The 13,521-nt window shown below is 70.4% G+C and carries 16 protein-coding genes and 1 pseudogene; 9 read left to right on the forward strand and 8 right to left on the reverse strand.

From position 1 onward, the window contains the following. Positions 1–2: 2 nt before the first annotated feature. The gene (locus K7B10_RS37720) at positions 3–1,253 is read right to left on the reverse strand and encodes an esterase/lipase family protein (protein ID WP_229343824.1); all 1,251 of its coding nucleotides are present in this window, start codon (positions 1,251–1,253) and stop codon (positions 3–5) included. Between the two features lie 573 nt (positions 1,254–1,826). On the opposite strand from K7B10_RS37720, the gene K7B10_RS37725 reads away from it, so the two are divergent. After that, complete coding sequence (locus K7B10_RS37725; protein WP_229343826.1) at positions 1,827–2,396, forward strand: histidine phosphatase family protein; 570 nt, start codon at positions 1,827–1,829, stop codon at positions 2,394–2,396. Positions 2,397–2,442: 46 nt separating this feature from the next. Here K7B10_RS37725 and K7B10_RS37730 read toward each other — a convergent pair. Beyond that, positions 2,443–2,977 (reverse strand): annotated as a pseudogene (locus K7B10_RS37730) (transposase); the annotation flags it as partial. 300 nt (positions 2,978–3,277) lie between these two features. Here K7B10_RS37730 and K7B10_RS37735 point away from each other — a divergent pair. Then, the gene (locus K7B10_RS37735) at positions 3,278–3,550 is read left to right on the forward strand and encodes a hypothetical protein (protein ID WP_229343829.1); all 273 of its coding nucleotides are present in this window, start codon (positions 3,278–3,280) and stop codon (positions 3,548–3,550) included. An 8-nt stretch (positions 3,551–3,558) separates the two neighbouring features. Here the strand turns inward: K7B10_RS37735 and K7B10_RS37740 are convergent, their stop codons facing one another. After that, a complete protein-coding gene (locus K7B10_RS37740) occupies positions 3,559–4,116 on the reverse strand; it encodes a YceI family protein (RefSeq protein ID WP_229343832.1) in 558 nt (185 codons plus the stop codon). A gap of 282 nt (positions 4,117–4,398) precedes the next feature. Between K7B10_RS37740 and K7B10_RS37745 the strand changes: the two genes are divergently transcribed. Beyond that, positions 4,399–4,791 (forward strand): hypothetical protein, encoded by a 393-nt coding sequence (locus K7B10_RS37745; protein WP_229343834.1) that lies wholly within the window; start codon positions 4,399–4,401, stop codon positions 4,789–4,791. On the opposite strand, the gene K7B10_RS37750 is transcribed toward K7B10_RS37745, so the two are convergent. Next, positions 4,726–5,628 (reverse strand): LysR family transcriptional regulator, encoded by a 903-nt coding sequence (locus K7B10_RS37750; RefSeq protein WP_229343836.1) that lies wholly within the window; start codon positions 5,626–5,628, stop codon positions 4,726–4,728. The genes K7B10_RS37745 and K7B10_RS37750 overlap by 66 nt on opposite strands. 401 nt (positions 5,629–6,029) lie before the next feature. Here K7B10_RS37750 and K7B10_RS37755 point away from each other — a divergent pair, with 401 nt between their 5' ends. Together K7B10_RS37755 and K7B10_RS37760 are read left to right on the forward strand one after the other, a co-directional pair. Further along, entirely contained in the window at positions 6,030–6,341 is a 312-nt protein-coding gene (locus K7B10_RS37755; protein ID WP_229343839.1) for an EthD family reductase, read from the forward strand. A 62-nt stretch (positions 6,342–6,403) separates the two neighbouring features. Continuing rightward, a complete protein-coding gene (locus tag K7B10_RS37760; protein ID WP_229343842.1) occupies positions 6,404–7,273 on the forward strand; it encodes a PhzF family phenazine biosynthesis protein in 870 nt (289 codons plus the stop codon). Between the two features lie 432 nt (positions 7,274–7,705). Here the strand turns inward: K7B10_RS37760 and K7B10_RS37765 are convergent, their stop codons facing one another. Both K7B10_RS37765 and K7B10_RS37770 read right to left on the reverse strand, forming a co-directional pair. After that, entirely contained in the window at positions 7,706–7,972 is a 267-nt protein-coding gene (locus tag K7B10_RS37765; protein ID WP_229343845.1) for a YxzC family protein, read from the reverse strand. 95 nt (positions 7,973–8,067) lie between these two features. Then, positions 8,068–8,457: a hypothetical protein gene (locus K7B10_RS37770; protein ID WP_229343847.1), complete on the reverse strand. Its 390-nt coding sequence runs from the start codon at positions 8,455–8,457 to the stop codon at positions 8,068–8,070. 859 nt (positions 8,458–9,316) lie between these two features. Between K7B10_RS37770 and K7B10_RS37775 the strand changes: the two genes are divergently transcribed. Then, a complete protein-coding gene (locus K7B10_RS37775; RefSeq protein WP_229343850.1) occupies positions 9,317–9,856 on the forward strand; it encodes an EF-hand domain-containing protein in 540 nt (179 codons plus the stop codon). Between the two features lie 96 nt (positions 9,857–9,952). Here K7B10_RS37775 and K7B10_RS37780 read toward each other — a convergent pair whose 3' ends face one another. Beyond that, the gene (locus K7B10_RS37780; RefSeq protein WP_229343852.1) at positions 9,953–10,432 is read right to left on the reverse strand and encodes an SRPBCC family protein; all 480 of its coding nucleotides are present in this window, start codon (positions 10,430–10,432) and stop codon (positions 9,953–9,955) included. A 374-nt stretch (positions 10,433–10,806) separates the two neighbouring features. After that, entirely contained in the window at positions 10,807–11,577 is a 771-nt protein-coding gene (locus K7B10_RS41865) for a hypothetical protein (protein WP_504967678.1), read from the reverse strand. Here K7B10_RS41865 and K7B10_RS37795 point away from each other — a divergent pair. The 3 genes from K7B10_RS37795 (at position 11,554) to K7B10_RS37805 (ending at position 13,270) form a co-directional block, all read left to right on the forward strand. Beyond that, a complete protein-coding gene (locus tag K7B10_RS37795) occupies positions 11,554–11,955 on the forward strand; it encodes an ATP-binding protein (protein WP_504967677.1) in 402 nt (133 codons plus the stop codon). The genes K7B10_RS41865 and K7B10_RS37795 overlap by 24 nt on opposite strands. Positions 11,956–12,138: 183 nt before the next feature. Continuing rightward, complete coding sequence (locus K7B10_RS37800; protein WP_229343857.1) at positions 12,139–12,468, forward strand: low affinity iron permease family protein; 330 nt, start codon at positions 12,139–12,141, stop codon at positions 12,466–12,468. A gap of 391 nt (positions 12,469–12,859) precedes the next feature. After that, complete coding sequence (locus tag K7B10_RS37805; protein ID WP_229343860.1) at positions 12,860–13,270, forward strand: peptidoglycan-binding domain-containing protein; 411 nt, start codon at positions 12,860–12,862, stop codon at positions 13,268–13,270. The last annotated feature ends 251 nt before the right edge of the window (positions 13,271–13,521 follow it).

The raw sequence follows: 13,521 nt of genomic DNA on the forward strand, positions 1-13,521 counted from the left end.
GGTTATTCGCCCTGGAGCTTGGTCAGGATCCACTCGCCGAGTTCCTCGGTCATCAGCGTGTGCCCCTCGTTCTCGCTGGCGCACATGAAGGCGTCGAGTTCGCTGTCGGCGGGGTCGATCTTGCTGTAGAGCGTGTCGTGGTCATCGATGTCGCCGGCCGCCACCGCGCTGACGCTCGGGACGAACGTGCTCGTGTTGTAGGTGAGTTCGGCCGGCATGCCTTCGAGGAGCCCGGCCAGAAAGGCGGCGGTTCCGAAGTTCCCGGGATGGCCCGGGAGGTTGTGCGCCTCGGGGAACAGGCCGCCGGGAGCGCCGTCGATGTCGGGCAGGCCGCTGGTGGTGATCTGGATCTCGGCGGCTCCGGCCTTCTTCAGGACGGCGACGACCTGTTCTCCCGTGTTCTGCGTGTCCAGACGGGTGCCCGTCAGCTCCTGCCCGGTGGTGCGCATCGCCGTCACGCGGGCCGGGATGTTGTTTCCGGCACCGGTGCCCGCACCGTTTCCGACACCGAGCAGACGTACACCCTCGGGCCAGCCGCCGACCCGTTCGAGTTCGGCGAGGAAGTCGATGCGGGCCCGGTCCTGGCCGGCCTCGGCGCTGACGGTACCGATGTGCCAGCGCAGCAGTTCTCGGGCGGCCGGGCTGTTCACCAGCACGGAGAAGCTGCCGAGGAGTTCACCGAACCCCGGGATCGACCCCCAGTTGTCCTTCACCCAGTGCGCGAACGCCTGGACCGCGATGGGCAGCCAGGCGCCGCGGTGAGGGGTGTCGTAGGAGAGATAGGTGGAGGTCTGGGGGTCGTCACCGTCGTGCTGCATCTTCGCGAGGGCGTAACGCGTGACGAGCCCACCCATACTGAAGCCGCCGACCGTCAGCTTGGCGGTCCCTTCGCGGTCGTCGATCGCCTTCTTGATGCACTGGATCGCCACGCCGGCGTTGTCGATGATGGACGCGGACCGTTCTTCGAAGCCGAGGAGGACCAGGTCGAAGCCGGCCTCCCGCAGCGAGGAGACGAAGGGGTACTCGCCGTTCTCCAGGGCGTTCCACAGGGCGTCGGGATCGCTCTTCCCGGCGGAGAAGCCGTCGGAGAGGATCACCGGCTTCCTGACGCTGCTCTGGCCCGGCGTGCTGTAGAACACCCAGGCGGTTCCCCCTTCGAGCGGCCACGTGGCGTCCCACGCGGAAGTCCTCGGGTACGCGGGCTGAGCACCCGGCATGGCGTTGTCCCAGATGCTCACAACAGGCATGGACATGAATCCGGTTCCTCTCTCTCGTGGTGCGGCCGGGCTGCGCCACCCGTGAGACCGCCGCTTTCAGGGCGAAAGCGAAACCCATGATTACGAGGCTCAGATCGCGCTTCCAGCGAATCCAGACCACGTCACCCTTTCGACCCGACGCCCTCTTCGTGCAGGTCACAGGGCTGACAGGGGAGAAACGATGATGCGGGCCCGAGGCCCGGGAGCATTCGGCCGGGCGTGAAGTACGGCTGCGAGACAGCCTCGAGCGCCCCCTGCATTACGGGCATATCGGGACTTTTGGTGCGCTTGTCGCTCATGGTGCGTCGACCAGGCGACCGGATGCGTAACGGCGCCACGATTCCCACCGCCGACCCTGGTGTCGCTCCTGTGGGGATCGGGAAACCGCGCTGTGGCGGAGTGCCCGGCGGCTTCGCCGAGGCCGTGACGCTCGGACGGCGCAGTTCGCCTTCCGCGCGGCCAGGCACCGGCGGATGCCCTTCCCGGCCCGGCGAACCCATGCGGCCGCAGCGCTAGTGCCGTCTCAGACAACGGTCGCCCTGTGTCCGATGCGAGATATGGTCCTCAGCCATGGGCGAATTGGTGTTGATCAGGCACGGCGAGACCGCATGGAGCCGGACCGGCCAGCATGCCGGCCGCACCGACCTGCCGCTGACCGAGGCGGGGGAGGACGCGGCGCGTGCGCTCACACCTCGGCTGGCCGAACGGGAGTTCGCCGCCGTCTACAGCAGCCCGCTGACTCGCGCCGTGCGGACCGCCGAACTGGCGGGGCTGAGGGGCGCGGAGCCCGACACCGACCTGATCGAGTGGGACTACGGCCGCTACGAGGGGCTGACCGCCGAGCAGATCCAGGAACTCAAGCCCGGCTGGGAGCTGTGGCGCGACGGCGTCGACGCCGGCGAGGACCTCGGGCACGTGACGGTGCGGGTCGACGCCTTCCTCGGCCGGGTCCGGCCGCTGCTGGACAAGGGCGACGTTGCCGTCGTTGCGCACGGCCACCTGTCACGCGTACTCACCGCGCGCTGGCTCGGGCTCGACGCGTCGGCCGCACGGCAGTTCGGGCACCCGCGTCCGGGGACAATCAACACGCTGGGTTACGAGCACGAGCTGCCAGTCGTGCTCGGGTGGAACGTGCCGTAATGGCGGCTGTCGATATCCCGTCCAAGATGTAGCTACTGCCGTGCCATTAGGCGACGTTGGCCCTGCCAACGACGGAGCGTAGGCGCCGGTCGTCGGCATGGCGATTTCGCCAGATGATGTAGCGGCGGATCATGCTGCCCTGCTCCTGGTGGCTGGCGTGGTCGGTGCCATCGAGGGTGAAGTACCGCAGGGCGGTGAACTGGGCTTCTATGCGGTTGAGCCAGGAGCTGTTTGTAGGGGTGTAAGCGATCTCGACGTTGTTCGCCGCGGCCCAGGTGCCGACCCGCCGGCACCTCTTCCTGGTCAGGTGCGGGGAGAAGTTGTCACAGACGATCGCGCTACGCACCTCGTGCCGGTTGAGGGTTCGCAGGTAGCGGCAGAACTCCAGGAGCAGGGTGCGCTTCTTGACCGGCTTGATGTGGCCGTAGAGCTTGTCCTTGGCCAGGTCCAGGGCGGCGAACAGGTGCCGTACTCCGCCGTAGCGGTTGTAGGTCGCCCCCCCGCCTGCGGCGGGGTTCGCGGTCGGGGTCCTTGTGTTTGCCGGAGCGTTCGGCCCACTGCCGGCCCGGGTGGGGCATGAGGGCCTGCTGCACCGCGGCGGTCTGCGGGCCGAAGTGGTCCGCGGCGGGACGATCCGAGTGGGCGACCGGATCCTCCCGCTGCCGCACGACGCGCGACAGCTCGTGCCCCCCGTTCCGTCCGACCTTCCCGGAGGGCGGCACGCATGCCCACCACGACGTGCCCGGACACCGTCACGCCATCACTGCATCGAGGACCCCGTACGCCGATGTCCCGGCCGCCGCCGAGCCGGCTCAGACCCGGCGGCAAACGGCCACCGTACCCGGAGCAACATCAGCCTCGCCGTCTTCGACGGCAAGCTGATGTGCCTCCACCGGGACCCCGCCCGCCAGCAGCTGTGGTGGTCCGCCTTCGACGGCGCGGGGTGGAGTACGGACACCGCGATGCCGGGTCACAGCGGCAAGTACGGTCCGGCGCTGGCCGTGCACCGGGACCGGAGCGGCACCCGCGACCAACTCCGCTGCGTCCACCGCGGCCACGCCCAGCGCTTCGTCACCGCGACCGGGGACGTACTGACCGACGAGGACCCGGCGGGGCTGCACGAACTCGACGGTCCGGCCTCCGCCACCGACTGAGACACGGCCTAGTTCTGTTTGATTGCGGAGACGTCGAATTCGAGGGTGACTTTGTCGCCGACGAGGACCCCGCCGCCTTCGAGGGCGGCGTTCCAGGTTACGCCGTACTCCTTGCGGGAGATCGTCACCGATCCTTCCAGGCCGACCCGCAGGTTGCCGTAGGGGTCGACCGCGTTGCCGGTGTATTCGAAGTCGATGGTGACCGGGCGGGTGGTGCCCTTGATGGTGAGGTCGCCGGTGACGCGGTATTCGGTGTCGGAGTGTGGCTCGACCGAGGTGGTGCGGAAGGTGATGTCGGGGTACTCGGGGGCGTTCAGGAAGTCGTTGGTGCGCAGGTGTTGGTCGCGTTGTTCGACGCCGGTGTCGATGCTTTCGGTCTTGATCACCACCTGGGCGGTGGATCGGGTCGGGTCGCCGCCGTCGAGGTGGGCGGTGCCGTCGAATTGATGGAACGCGCCGCGGACCTTGGTGACCATGGCGTGACGGGCGACGAAGCCGATCCTGGTGTGGGCGGGGTCGAGGACGTAGTCCCCGGTGAGGTCGGTGAGGGCGGGCGTCGTGGTCAAGGTGTCTCCGCAGGGTCCTGGGTTCCGGCGGCGGTCCGCCGGGATCGGTTGCCGAGTCACGCTAGGGCGTAGCCGGCTCCCGCCGGGCCAGACGCACGGGCCCGGCCGCGGAGTACACCTGATCGCACGCCTGCGGCCACAGGTTTGCCCGCCGGGCGTGCCCCGGAGTGCCCGTCGCCACCATGCGAACAGCCCGTGCTGCCCGCACCCACGTTGTCGACGGTCACCGTGGGAGGTGTCCTGTGACGTGCTGGAGGCGACCGGTTCGATGCGAAACCGTCGGTGGATTCGAAGCAGGCGGTACCTCGGCAGAGCGGTCCGACGCGGCGCACCGCTGATGTCCTGGACCTGCCGGATGTGCTGAAGTACGCCGACTTCATGACCGGCTTCACCGACGAGTTCTCCTCGGTGGCCGCCTACGAGCGCATCGATCGGGACGTCAACTTCCGGGCAGCCGTCACCAGGCTGGTCAACGGCACCTTCGCCGCCCGTGATATCGAGTGGTGGGGCCGCGGAACGGCGACACGGGTTCGCCGTCACCACGGCCGCCCGGCGCAAGGTCTTCGGCCTCGCCACCGCAGACGTCCGTCTCGCTTGACCTCCTGCGCGTCAGTCCGCCAGCCAGTGCAGCTCGTGCGCCAGGGTTTTGGCGACGGCACGGATGCGGCGGTGTAGGGGCGACTGCTCGCGTGGGAGGACCAGGTGCATCGTCAGGCTGGGCGCGCCCCGCAGCGGTCGCCAGGTGAGACCGGCCGGTGATGCCGTGACCGCGGCTTCTCCGGCCGGGGCGAGGGTGACCCCGTCGCGCAGATCGCGCTGAGACATGTCGAAAGAGACTGCCGGCGTGTGGAATCGGGGGTGTGGCCGGGTGTCTCGGAACACTGCGGACAGCTGATCGTGGATCACGGGGTTGGCCGCTCGGTCCGGGAGCCGCAGCGGATACGCGGCCGCGTCGGCGATCTCGATCTCCGGGTGTGCGGCCAGCGGATGGTGCTGCGCCAGCTGGACCCCGATGCGCTCACGCCGCAGCAGGAACCGGCGCACGCCACGGCCCGGCTGTTCACCGCGGGTGATCCCGGCATCGATGCGGCCGTCGGCGACCGCGGGGGAGATCTCCGGTGTCGCCATCGGGACCGCGCCGACCTCGAGTCCGCTGTTGCCGCGAAGTAGCCTGTCCACCAGGGCCGGTGCCGTCTCCGCCCCGGCGCTGAGGCTGTATCCGATGCGCAGCGTGCCCAGTTCACCGGCCGCCGCGCTCCGGGCGGTGTCCCATGCCCGGTCCAGCGCCGCCAGCGCGGGCGGCGCGGACTCCGCCAAAGCCGCACCGGCAGTGGTCAATACGACGCTCCGAGTGTTGCGGACCAGCAGGGCCGTACCGAGTTCCGCCTCCAATCGGCGCATCCGGGCGCTGAGCGCGGGCTGTGCGATACCGATCCGTGCGGCCGCGCGGGTGAAGTTCAACTCCTGTGCCAGCACGAGGAAGTAACGCAGGCTCACCGTGTCCGGCGCCACGTGCCCTCCCTGGCGATTGATAGCGATCCGTTCTGAGCCTATCCCGTACCGGTCTTTCCCTCGACCGCACATCAAGCCCTAACCTGCGCATATGACGATTCAACTGACCGCAGTTCTGGACGTCGCACTCACGCACACCGCCGATTTCGAGTCCGCCCGCACGGCTCTCGCGAAGGCCGCGGCCACCGAGCCCGGTGTGGCCGGCTATGGATTCCGGCGCGACCCGAGCCACCCGGGCCCTCCCGCTGTGGCCGGCCACCGACCCCCACGCGCTCCTCGAAACCATCTCCGTCCTCACCCGGATCCCGATGCTCCGCACCTAGCGAGGCCGGCGGCAGTTCCCGGCAGGAGCTCCCAGGTCACCCGGAGTGTGACGGTCTCGTCTCTGGACGGAGGTCGTCATGCATAAATTGGTGGTCCTGTATCCCGAGCCCGCCGACCCTGACCACTTCCGAGACTACTACGTGGCCAACCACCTTCCATTGGTCAGGAATTGGCCCGGCCTGCTCGCGTGGCGCTACAGCTTCGACGTGGCGGCGACCAAGGGAGAAGCGCCGTATTTCGCGGTCTTCGAAGGCGACTTCGCTGACGCCGCCGCCATGGCCGCGGCGCAGGCGTCGCCGCAAGGCCAGCGGTTGGCCGCCGATGTCGCCAACTACGCCACCGGCGGTGCGGTCGTCATCCACTATCCGGTGCAGGACGGCACCGGTTGAGGCAGGACGGTACGCCCGGGGACGCGTTCGGTCGGCCGTTGCGGCCAGTCAAAGGTGGGCCGGTGTCCTGGCCGGATGTCACGGTGGTTGATGCGTGCGTGCGGCGCGACGGCCGGGGCGGCAGCCCCACGTCCGTCACCGACGACGACGCGGCGGCGACGGACGCGGACCGGCGTGCGGTCGCTGCTGCGGCCGGCACCTCGCACGCGGCGTTCCTCGGCCCGGGGCGGACGCCGGATGGTGGCTGGCCGGTCCGGTTCTTCACCGCCACCGCCGAACTGTCCGGCTGCGGCCACGGCACGGTTGCCGCGCAGGCCGTCCGGTTGACCCGCACCGCGCTGGGTGAGCTGAACGACCGCCAACACACCGGCGGGCGCACGTTCGACACCGTCGCGATCCGCCGCCCTGCCGGCATCGAGGTGTGGTTCGACCAGGGCCTCGTCGCGCTGAGTCACCCGGCACCGGACGAGCGCGCCGCGATCGTCGCCGCGCTCGGGCTCACCCCGGACGATCTGCATCCGACCGACGCACCACGGATCGCCGCGCCCGGCGCACCACGCGTGCTGGTACCGGTCCACGACCGGTCGGCGCTGCTCCGAGTCCACCCACACCTCGGCAGGCTGACAGCGGCGTGCCAGCGGTACGGGCTCCTCGGCTGTTTCGTGTACGTACCGCCGGTGGGCGACCGACCGGGTGCGGCGCGGATGTTCGCGCCTGCGATCGGTGTCGACGAGGACGTCGCCAACGCCAACAGCACCGGCTGCCTGGCCGCCCACCTGCTCGACACGACAGGGGCGCAGACGGTCGCGATCGAGGTGGAGCAGGGCGACACCCTCGGTCGGCCGGCCAGCGTGCTCGCTTCGGCCCGACGCGGGCCGGCGGGCATCACGACCCGGGTCGGCGGGTTGGCGGTGGTCCGCGACGGACACTGAGGCGACGACTGGACCGTCCGCTTCTGCGATCCGCGCATGGGGCTGGGGCTGTCCGCTGCGGTCAAGTTGGCACCCGGTGGCGGGCGTCAGCGGGACGCGGTGTCGAGGGCGCGGCTCACTGGGGAGCTCAGGGGCTCACGCGCCCCCTCCGGGATCGTCTTCACCGTGCTCGTTGCGATGTCCGGCATGGAACGCGAGTACATCCGGGACCGCCCCCTCGAAGGCCACGGGTCCGCCCGCAAGCGCGGCAAGACCATTCGGCGGGTTGCTTTTCCCTGGTGTCTGGGCTGGGACTTCGGGGCCGAGTCGGTCACCGCCGGGATCCGGCGGGCGGTCAGGGCTCGCGGCCACCCCCCGACACCCGCGCCCGTACCGGTTCGGCCATGCGCAAGGCCGGCCGTTGACCGTCCCGGGACGGCAGCCGCGGGCATGTCACATCGTTCGGCGTTTCCTCAGCTCGGCGAGCCATCCACGTAGCTGCTCGTCGTCGTGGAGGTAGGCGCCGCTCTCATCTGCCGGAAGGTCGATTCCGTGGAGGAGGGTCAGTGCCCACCAGGAGATGTCGTCCCAGTCGAGCCCATCGTCGGCCATCCACCGCCCGGCCCGGCGGTCGGCCTCGTCCCGGCTCAGACGACCCTCGACGAGCGCGACGAAGTGTTCTTCGATCTCGTCAAGGGTCGGCTGGCGGCTGGCATCCATCTCCACACCGTACATGCGGGGCAAGCGTCGGCTGATGCGGCACTGGTCCGGGATACGTCGGGACGGGGCCAGCCAATGTCGAGAACACGGCAGGGTCATGCCTGTCCCCCTGCCCGGTGCCGCTTCGTGTACGACCAGGTCACCGCGGTCATCAGGGCAGGTGTGGTGAACAGCGGGGCGAAAACGAATCCCGAGACGGTGTGTGCCGTATCGCGCGACATGTACGTCTGGCTCTCGACGGTCAAGGCGACCGCGAGGTGCCACACTGCCACCAGGACCAGGACGCCCGAGGCGGTCCAGGCCAGAGATGCGAGGACCCTGGGGTGCCGCCACCGCCACCGGTCGCTGACGAGCAGCAGCGGGAACAGAGCGGCGAGCTCGGCAAGGACGGAGAGCCCGACGACGTACGCGATGCCCCAGCCTGGGATGTCGAAGACGTCGCGCAGCACGTGGCCGCTGTAGCCCACATAGACACCGGATGCCATGGCGATGCGCCACAGGCCGGACGGGACGGCGCACAGAGCGAGTTGCGTGGTCCGCAGGTCGATGCCCCGGAGCCGGTGGCGGTACGTGGCGACGTGGCCGTCGACCAGGACGGTGAGGACGTCCGCCGCGGGTCGCCCGGCCCAGGACGTCGTGGGCGCGCAAGCTGGTGTGGCTGACGGTCTCGCCCCGGGCGCGACCGTCGGCGTGTTCGCGCGAGCGGTCGGCGGCCAAGGTGGCGCGCAGCGCGGAGAAGAGGTCGGCGCTCCACCACACGCTGGTGTCCATGGACGGGGACACGGGAATGCCGTGGGCGCGGGCGGCGTGGGTGGGAGGGTATCCCTGCCCGGCGCGCTGCTCGCTCTCGGCGGAGATCGACAGGTACCCGCCCGTGTCCGCGATGCGGAGGTAGGAGTCGTCGCCCAGGGACGAGCGGTGGACGTAGACGGTGCCCGGGCGCATGAATCCGTGCTGATGAAGCATGGCCAGGCTCCGGTCCCGGGCGGTGCCCCAGACCCCGGCGTGGGTGGTCACGGCGACGCCCAGGTCGCGGGCGGCTTCGAAGGCCGGCTTCTCGGGGAAGGAGGGGTCGCCACCGAGGTCGACGGCCAGTTGCAGGTCCAGCATGCCGTCGCGGGGGACGCGCTGGTCCAGGAAGGCGCGGAACGCGGCGGGAGGCGCAAGTGCGGCGACCGGTGGGTTCTCGACTCGGTCCGCTCCGCCCACGCGGACGAGCCCGCCGAGCCGACCTTCGCTTTCGAACGGGTGAGGGGTCGCGCGTATGTGCCGGTGGGGCCGGGGGGGGTGCGGCCTAAGATGACAGGCCGTCAGGGAACGTTGCGGGGCGTGGGGGAGGTTGCTGTGGCCAGTGAGTTCCAGGAGCGGAAGCTCCGGGAGATGTTCGCCGCATTCGACGCGGACGGGGACGGTTTCCTGCGCGAGGCGGATTTCCGTGCGCTCGTCGCGCGCTGGGAGCGGCTGCCGAGGGTGGCGGCCGAAACGGAGCTGCGGGCGCGGCTGGAGGCACTGCTGATGGGGTGGTGGGCGGCCCTGTTGGAACGGGGGGACGCCAACGGCGACGGGGCAGTGGACATGGGCGAGCTGCTCGGGCTGGTGGATGAACTGCCCGCCATGGTCGCCACCGTCACGGCGACTGCCGAAACCGTCTTCGAAGCGGTGGACGAGGACGGTGACGGGGTGATCTCCCCGGCCGAGCACCGGAGGCTCGTCGAGACCTGGAACGGGCGGCCGGTCCCGCTGGACGGGGTCTTCGAGCTGCTCGACCTCAACGGGGACGGGCACCTCAGCCGCGAGGAGTTCGCTTTGCTGTGGCGCCAGTTCTGGATCAGTGACGATCCGGCCGAGCCGGGCAACTGGCTGTGCGGCCGCTTCGCGGACTAGCGCGTTGTCCAGGCGCGTTCACCCGGGTCGATCACGCGACTCGACGCCGCGGCCGTCCTCGGGCGGCTCGGGCGGCCAGGGCGTCCCGCAGTCGCATCAGTGTTCCTTGGGGGCGATGGCCATGAGCAGCCGGACGTACGGGGACCAGCGGGCGCGCCGGGGCGGGCGTTCGGCGCGGTCGAGGCTGTCCTCCAGCAGCGCGTCGTGCAGCCAGCGAAAGGCCAGCGGCCAGCTCAACCGGGCGATTCCGGTGACCCGCATCGACAGGGTGTGCCGCAGCACCGTGCGCTCGTCGTCGACCGGCAGCACGGCGTACTCGTGGAAACCGTGGAAGCCGCGAGGGCCGCTGAAGGTGAAACGGACCCAGGTTCCCGGGACGTACGCGGCGACCGTGTAGCGGACCGGGCCGTGCCCGCCCTTCGCGCCTGCGGACAGCGGGCGGTCGAACTCCATGGGAGACCAGGTCCGGTGCGGCCAGAGCTGATCGGCCGGCCCGTCGGAGAGGGAGTCGAGGAGGGCACCGACCTCGGTGGCCTTCATCGGCAGCAGACGTTCGTGGACATTGTGGACGGGCATGGCGCTCCTTCAATTGGAGAGTTACCTCTAATTGAAGTGGAGAGTACTCTCTGTTTCATGCCGAGACCACCCCGCTTCGACGCCGACGAGCTCCTCGACGCCGCCGTCGTCCTCGCGGCCAATGGCGGCCCGGCCGCAGTCACCATGTCCGCCGTCGGCCAGGCCGTCGGCGCCCCCAGCGGATCCGTGTACCACCGTTTCCCGGGGCGTCCTGCGCTGCTCGCCGAGGTGTGGCTGCGTACCGTCGAGGGCTTCCAGGAGGGCTACCTCGCCGCCCTCGACGGCGACCCCGACCCCCGCACGGCCGCCCGCGCCGGCGCCCGACACGTCGTGGCCTGGAGCCGGGCCCACCCGAGGGAGGCGGCACTGCTCCTCTACGGCGCTGAGGAGTTCGGCCGGGCCGGATGGTCCCAAGAGCACCGGGAACGCGCCGATCGAGGCAACGAGCGGGTGTTCGCCCGCCTCGGCATGGTCGGCGCGGCCATCGGGCTGACCGGGCCCGAGGGCCGGGACCGGATCGTCTTGGCCTTGATCGACCTGCCGCTCGGGGTGGTCCGGCGCCCCCTGCGGGCCGGCCACCCGCTGCCCGCGCACGCCGAGGACCTCGCCGAGGAGTGCGCGGCCGCACTGCTCGGCTGAAGGATGCTGCGGAAGGCTCGGATCGGGAATTCTGGCTGCAGGGGTGGGGTGTTGCGTCGCGGACCGGATCGGTGTGGGTGGACACGTTCGCGTCGCGGAGCCGCCCGCCGTCCACGCCCGGCTCGGCGCGCGGCACGCCGCCGACCAGGGCACGGCTTCCCTGCCCTGCCACCTGCGAGGGGCAGAGGCTCCGCCTCGTCCGACACCGCCTGCCCGGCACCCGTGGACGCCGCCGCCCTCGACGCCGCGCACCGGGGCGTTTTCCTGCACCGTTCAGGTTCCAACGGCCGCGCCGGGAGGTGACCGTGGACGACGCTGTCGGGTGCGCGCGGAACTGCCAGGCACCCGAAGGCGAACTCGACGTCGGGGTCGGGCTCCTCGACTTCGAGGACGCGTCGGGCGGGCATCGGGTGTTCGCCCGCGCGCCGCAACGAGTTGGGGCCGAGCACGGGCCTCCCCGCCCGTTCGCCCACCAGCCAAGGATGCCGCAGCAGCGTGGCGCGCAACGCGTGCGCGATCGCGCCCAGATCGGCACGCCAGGAATTCGAGTTCTCGACGGATGGGACGTAGCCGAGGAGACGATCGACCAGGCGCTGCTCGTAGTCTCCGAACTCGTCACCAACGCCGTCGAACACGCCCGGCCTCCCGTGGCCCTCCACCTCCAGCGCCCCGGAAACGACGGTGTGCTGCGCATCGAGGTCGGCGACGGCGGGCCCGCCGATCACGAGGGCGCCTGGACCACCAGCTGCGCGCCGGAAGAGCGCGGTCGAGGCCGGGGCATCATCGCTCCTATGGCATGCGCCCACGGCACCCGCGTCCTGGCTCACACCGTCACCCACTGGGCAGTCCTGCCGGCCGCCGCCAGTCGGGGGAGTCCCGGCTGATACCGCGGAGCGGGCACGTCGCGGGCACCCGGGCACGCACCGACGCCGAGTACGGCGTTCACGCGGCGCCCGGCGCGAGCGCGGCGAGCTGGGCGCCCGGGCCGGCTTCAAGCAGTCACTTCAAGGTGCGCCTGGCGTCCCACGGTCCCGGGGCGCTGGGCTGAGTCGGTGGAGCATGGGGAGATGACCACTGATCATCCTGCCGAGCGGGACGGTGCCGGACACGACCGGTTCGCCGCGTTCTCGGACCGGGCGGCGAATGTGACCGGTTCGCCGCTGTTCTATCTCCTGTGTGTGCTTCTGGTCTTGGGCACGGTCGTGCTGCACCTCGTGCATCCGCCGCTGTCCTGGCTGATCTTCGCCGGGGACGTCATGACGTCGGTCAGCCTTCTGCTGCTTGCGCTGTTGAAGAACGCCGAACAGCGTGACACGCAGGCCGTGCAGCGGAAGCTGGACGCGATTGCGGCGGCGCTGCTGGAGCAGCGCGAGGGCACAAGCCAGGAAGCGGCCTGAGGCGCTGACGCGTGCCACCCGCCGGGGCGTTTCCTTCGGATCGCCTCCGCGGACCGGATGAAGACGACGTGAAGGAGGCCTTCCGGCCTCTGACGTCCCACGCCGTCCCGCCGGTTGCACGGGACGGCACGGGAACGAGGACACGCCGCACCGGACAGCGGGCTACCGAAGACGGCGCCCTGCCACGTCTCGACCCGTTCTGCGTGTCCCCCCGCCGCGGTGCGGGATCGCCCTCGGGACGCCTGGGACGGCGGGACGGGGGCCGGCCCTGCCTATGGTTCTGGCTGTCCGGACCGGTCCCGAGGCGCTCTCCGCCCGGCCCCCGGCCAGCACCCCTGTGTGCCACGCACCGTTCCTCCGTCACCGAACCGAAAGCTGGTCCAGTATGTCGATGCGCTCCCTCACCCGCACCGCAGTCCTCGCCGGTGCCGCGACTCTCGCCCTGACCACGCTGACGGGCACCGCAGAAGCCCGGGTCGGAGCTCCCTACGTCGGTTACGGCCAAGCCAACAACGGCGCCGCGGTGTGGTGCGTGCAGCACCAGGTGAACCGCTTCTTCAAGGACCACGCCCCGTGGCACGGACAGATCTCCGAGGACAGCGCGTTCGGGCCCCAGACGGACGAGGCCATCCGTGTCTTCCAGCGCGAGGTGAAGCGGGATCTCGCGCCGGGGATGCAGGTCGACGGTATCGTCGGGCCCCTGACCGGCACGTACCTGCTCATCCTCGGCGACCCGGTGTACGGCCGCGACGGCTGGACGGACAACGGCTACTGCATCGGCCAGCTGCCCAGCAACAACTAGGGCTTCTCCTCGCGACGTTGTCTGACCCGCGCAGCCCTCTGACGTACCTCGCCGCGTGGTCGGGCCCACGCCGTTGCGTCCGGTGATCGGCCGGCCCTCCTCCTTCCTGCCGGTGGTCCCGCACCGGGCGCCCCATGCGGGGCGGAGCCAGCAACGGCCGATGAATTCGCAGGCCTGATCAGTCAGTTCATGACGTCGCACCACGAACGGAGTAATGACGCATCGACATTGCGGACTCGCCTCCCCGGCCA

This window comes from Streptomyces flavotricini (assembly GCF_020639365.1).
Taxonomy (GTDB): Bacteria; Actinomycetota; Actinomycetes; order Streptomycetales; family Streptomycetaceae; genus Streptomyces; species Streptomyces flavotricini.

What these genes read in the sequence shown, in the direction of transcription:
- K7B10_RS37720 (WP_229343824.1), bottom strand. Translation starts at nt 1,253, where the DNA reads ATGTCCATGCCTGTTGTGAGCATCTGGGACAACGCCATGCCGGGTGCT.
- K7B10_RS37725 (WP_229343826.1), top strand. Translation starts at nt 1,827, where the DNA reads ATGGGCGAATTGGTGTTGATCAGGCACGGCGAGACCGCATGGAGCCGG.
- K7B10_RS37735 (WP_229343829.1), top strand. Translation starts at nt 3,278, where the DNA reads ATGTGCCTCCACCGGGACCCCGCCCGCCAGCAGCTGTGGTGGTCCGCC.
- K7B10_RS37755 (WP_229343839.1), top strand. Translation starts at nt 6,030, where the DNA reads ATGCATAAATTGGTGGTCCTGTATCCCGAGCCCGCCGACCCTGACCAC.
- K7B10_RS37765 (WP_229343845.1), bottom strand. Translation starts at nt 7,972, where the DNA reads ATGGATGCCAGCCGCCAGCCGACCCTTGACGAGATCGAAGAACACTTC.
- K7B10_RS37770 (WP_229343847.1), bottom strand. Translation starts at nt 8,457, where the DNA reads ATGGCATCCGGTGTCTATGTGGGCTACAGCGGCCACGTGCTGCGCGAC.
- K7B10_RS37780 (WP_229343852.1), bottom strand. Translation starts at nt 10,432, where the DNA reads ATGCCCGTCCACAATGTCCACGAACGTCTGCTGCCGATGAAGGCCACC.
- K7B10_RS37795 (WP_504967677.1), top strand. Translation starts at nt 11,554, where the DNA reads ATGCCGCAGCAGCGTGGCGCGCAACGCGTGCGCGATCGCGCCCAGATC.
- K7B10_RS37800 (WP_229343857.1), top strand. Translation starts at nt 12,139, where the DNA reads ATGACCACTGATCATCCTGCCGAGCGGGACGGTGCCGGACACGACCGG.
- K7B10_RS37805 (WP_229343860.1), top strand. Translation starts at nt 12,860, where the DNA reads ATGCGCTCCCTCACCCGCACCGCAGTCCTCGCCGGTGCCGCGACTCTC.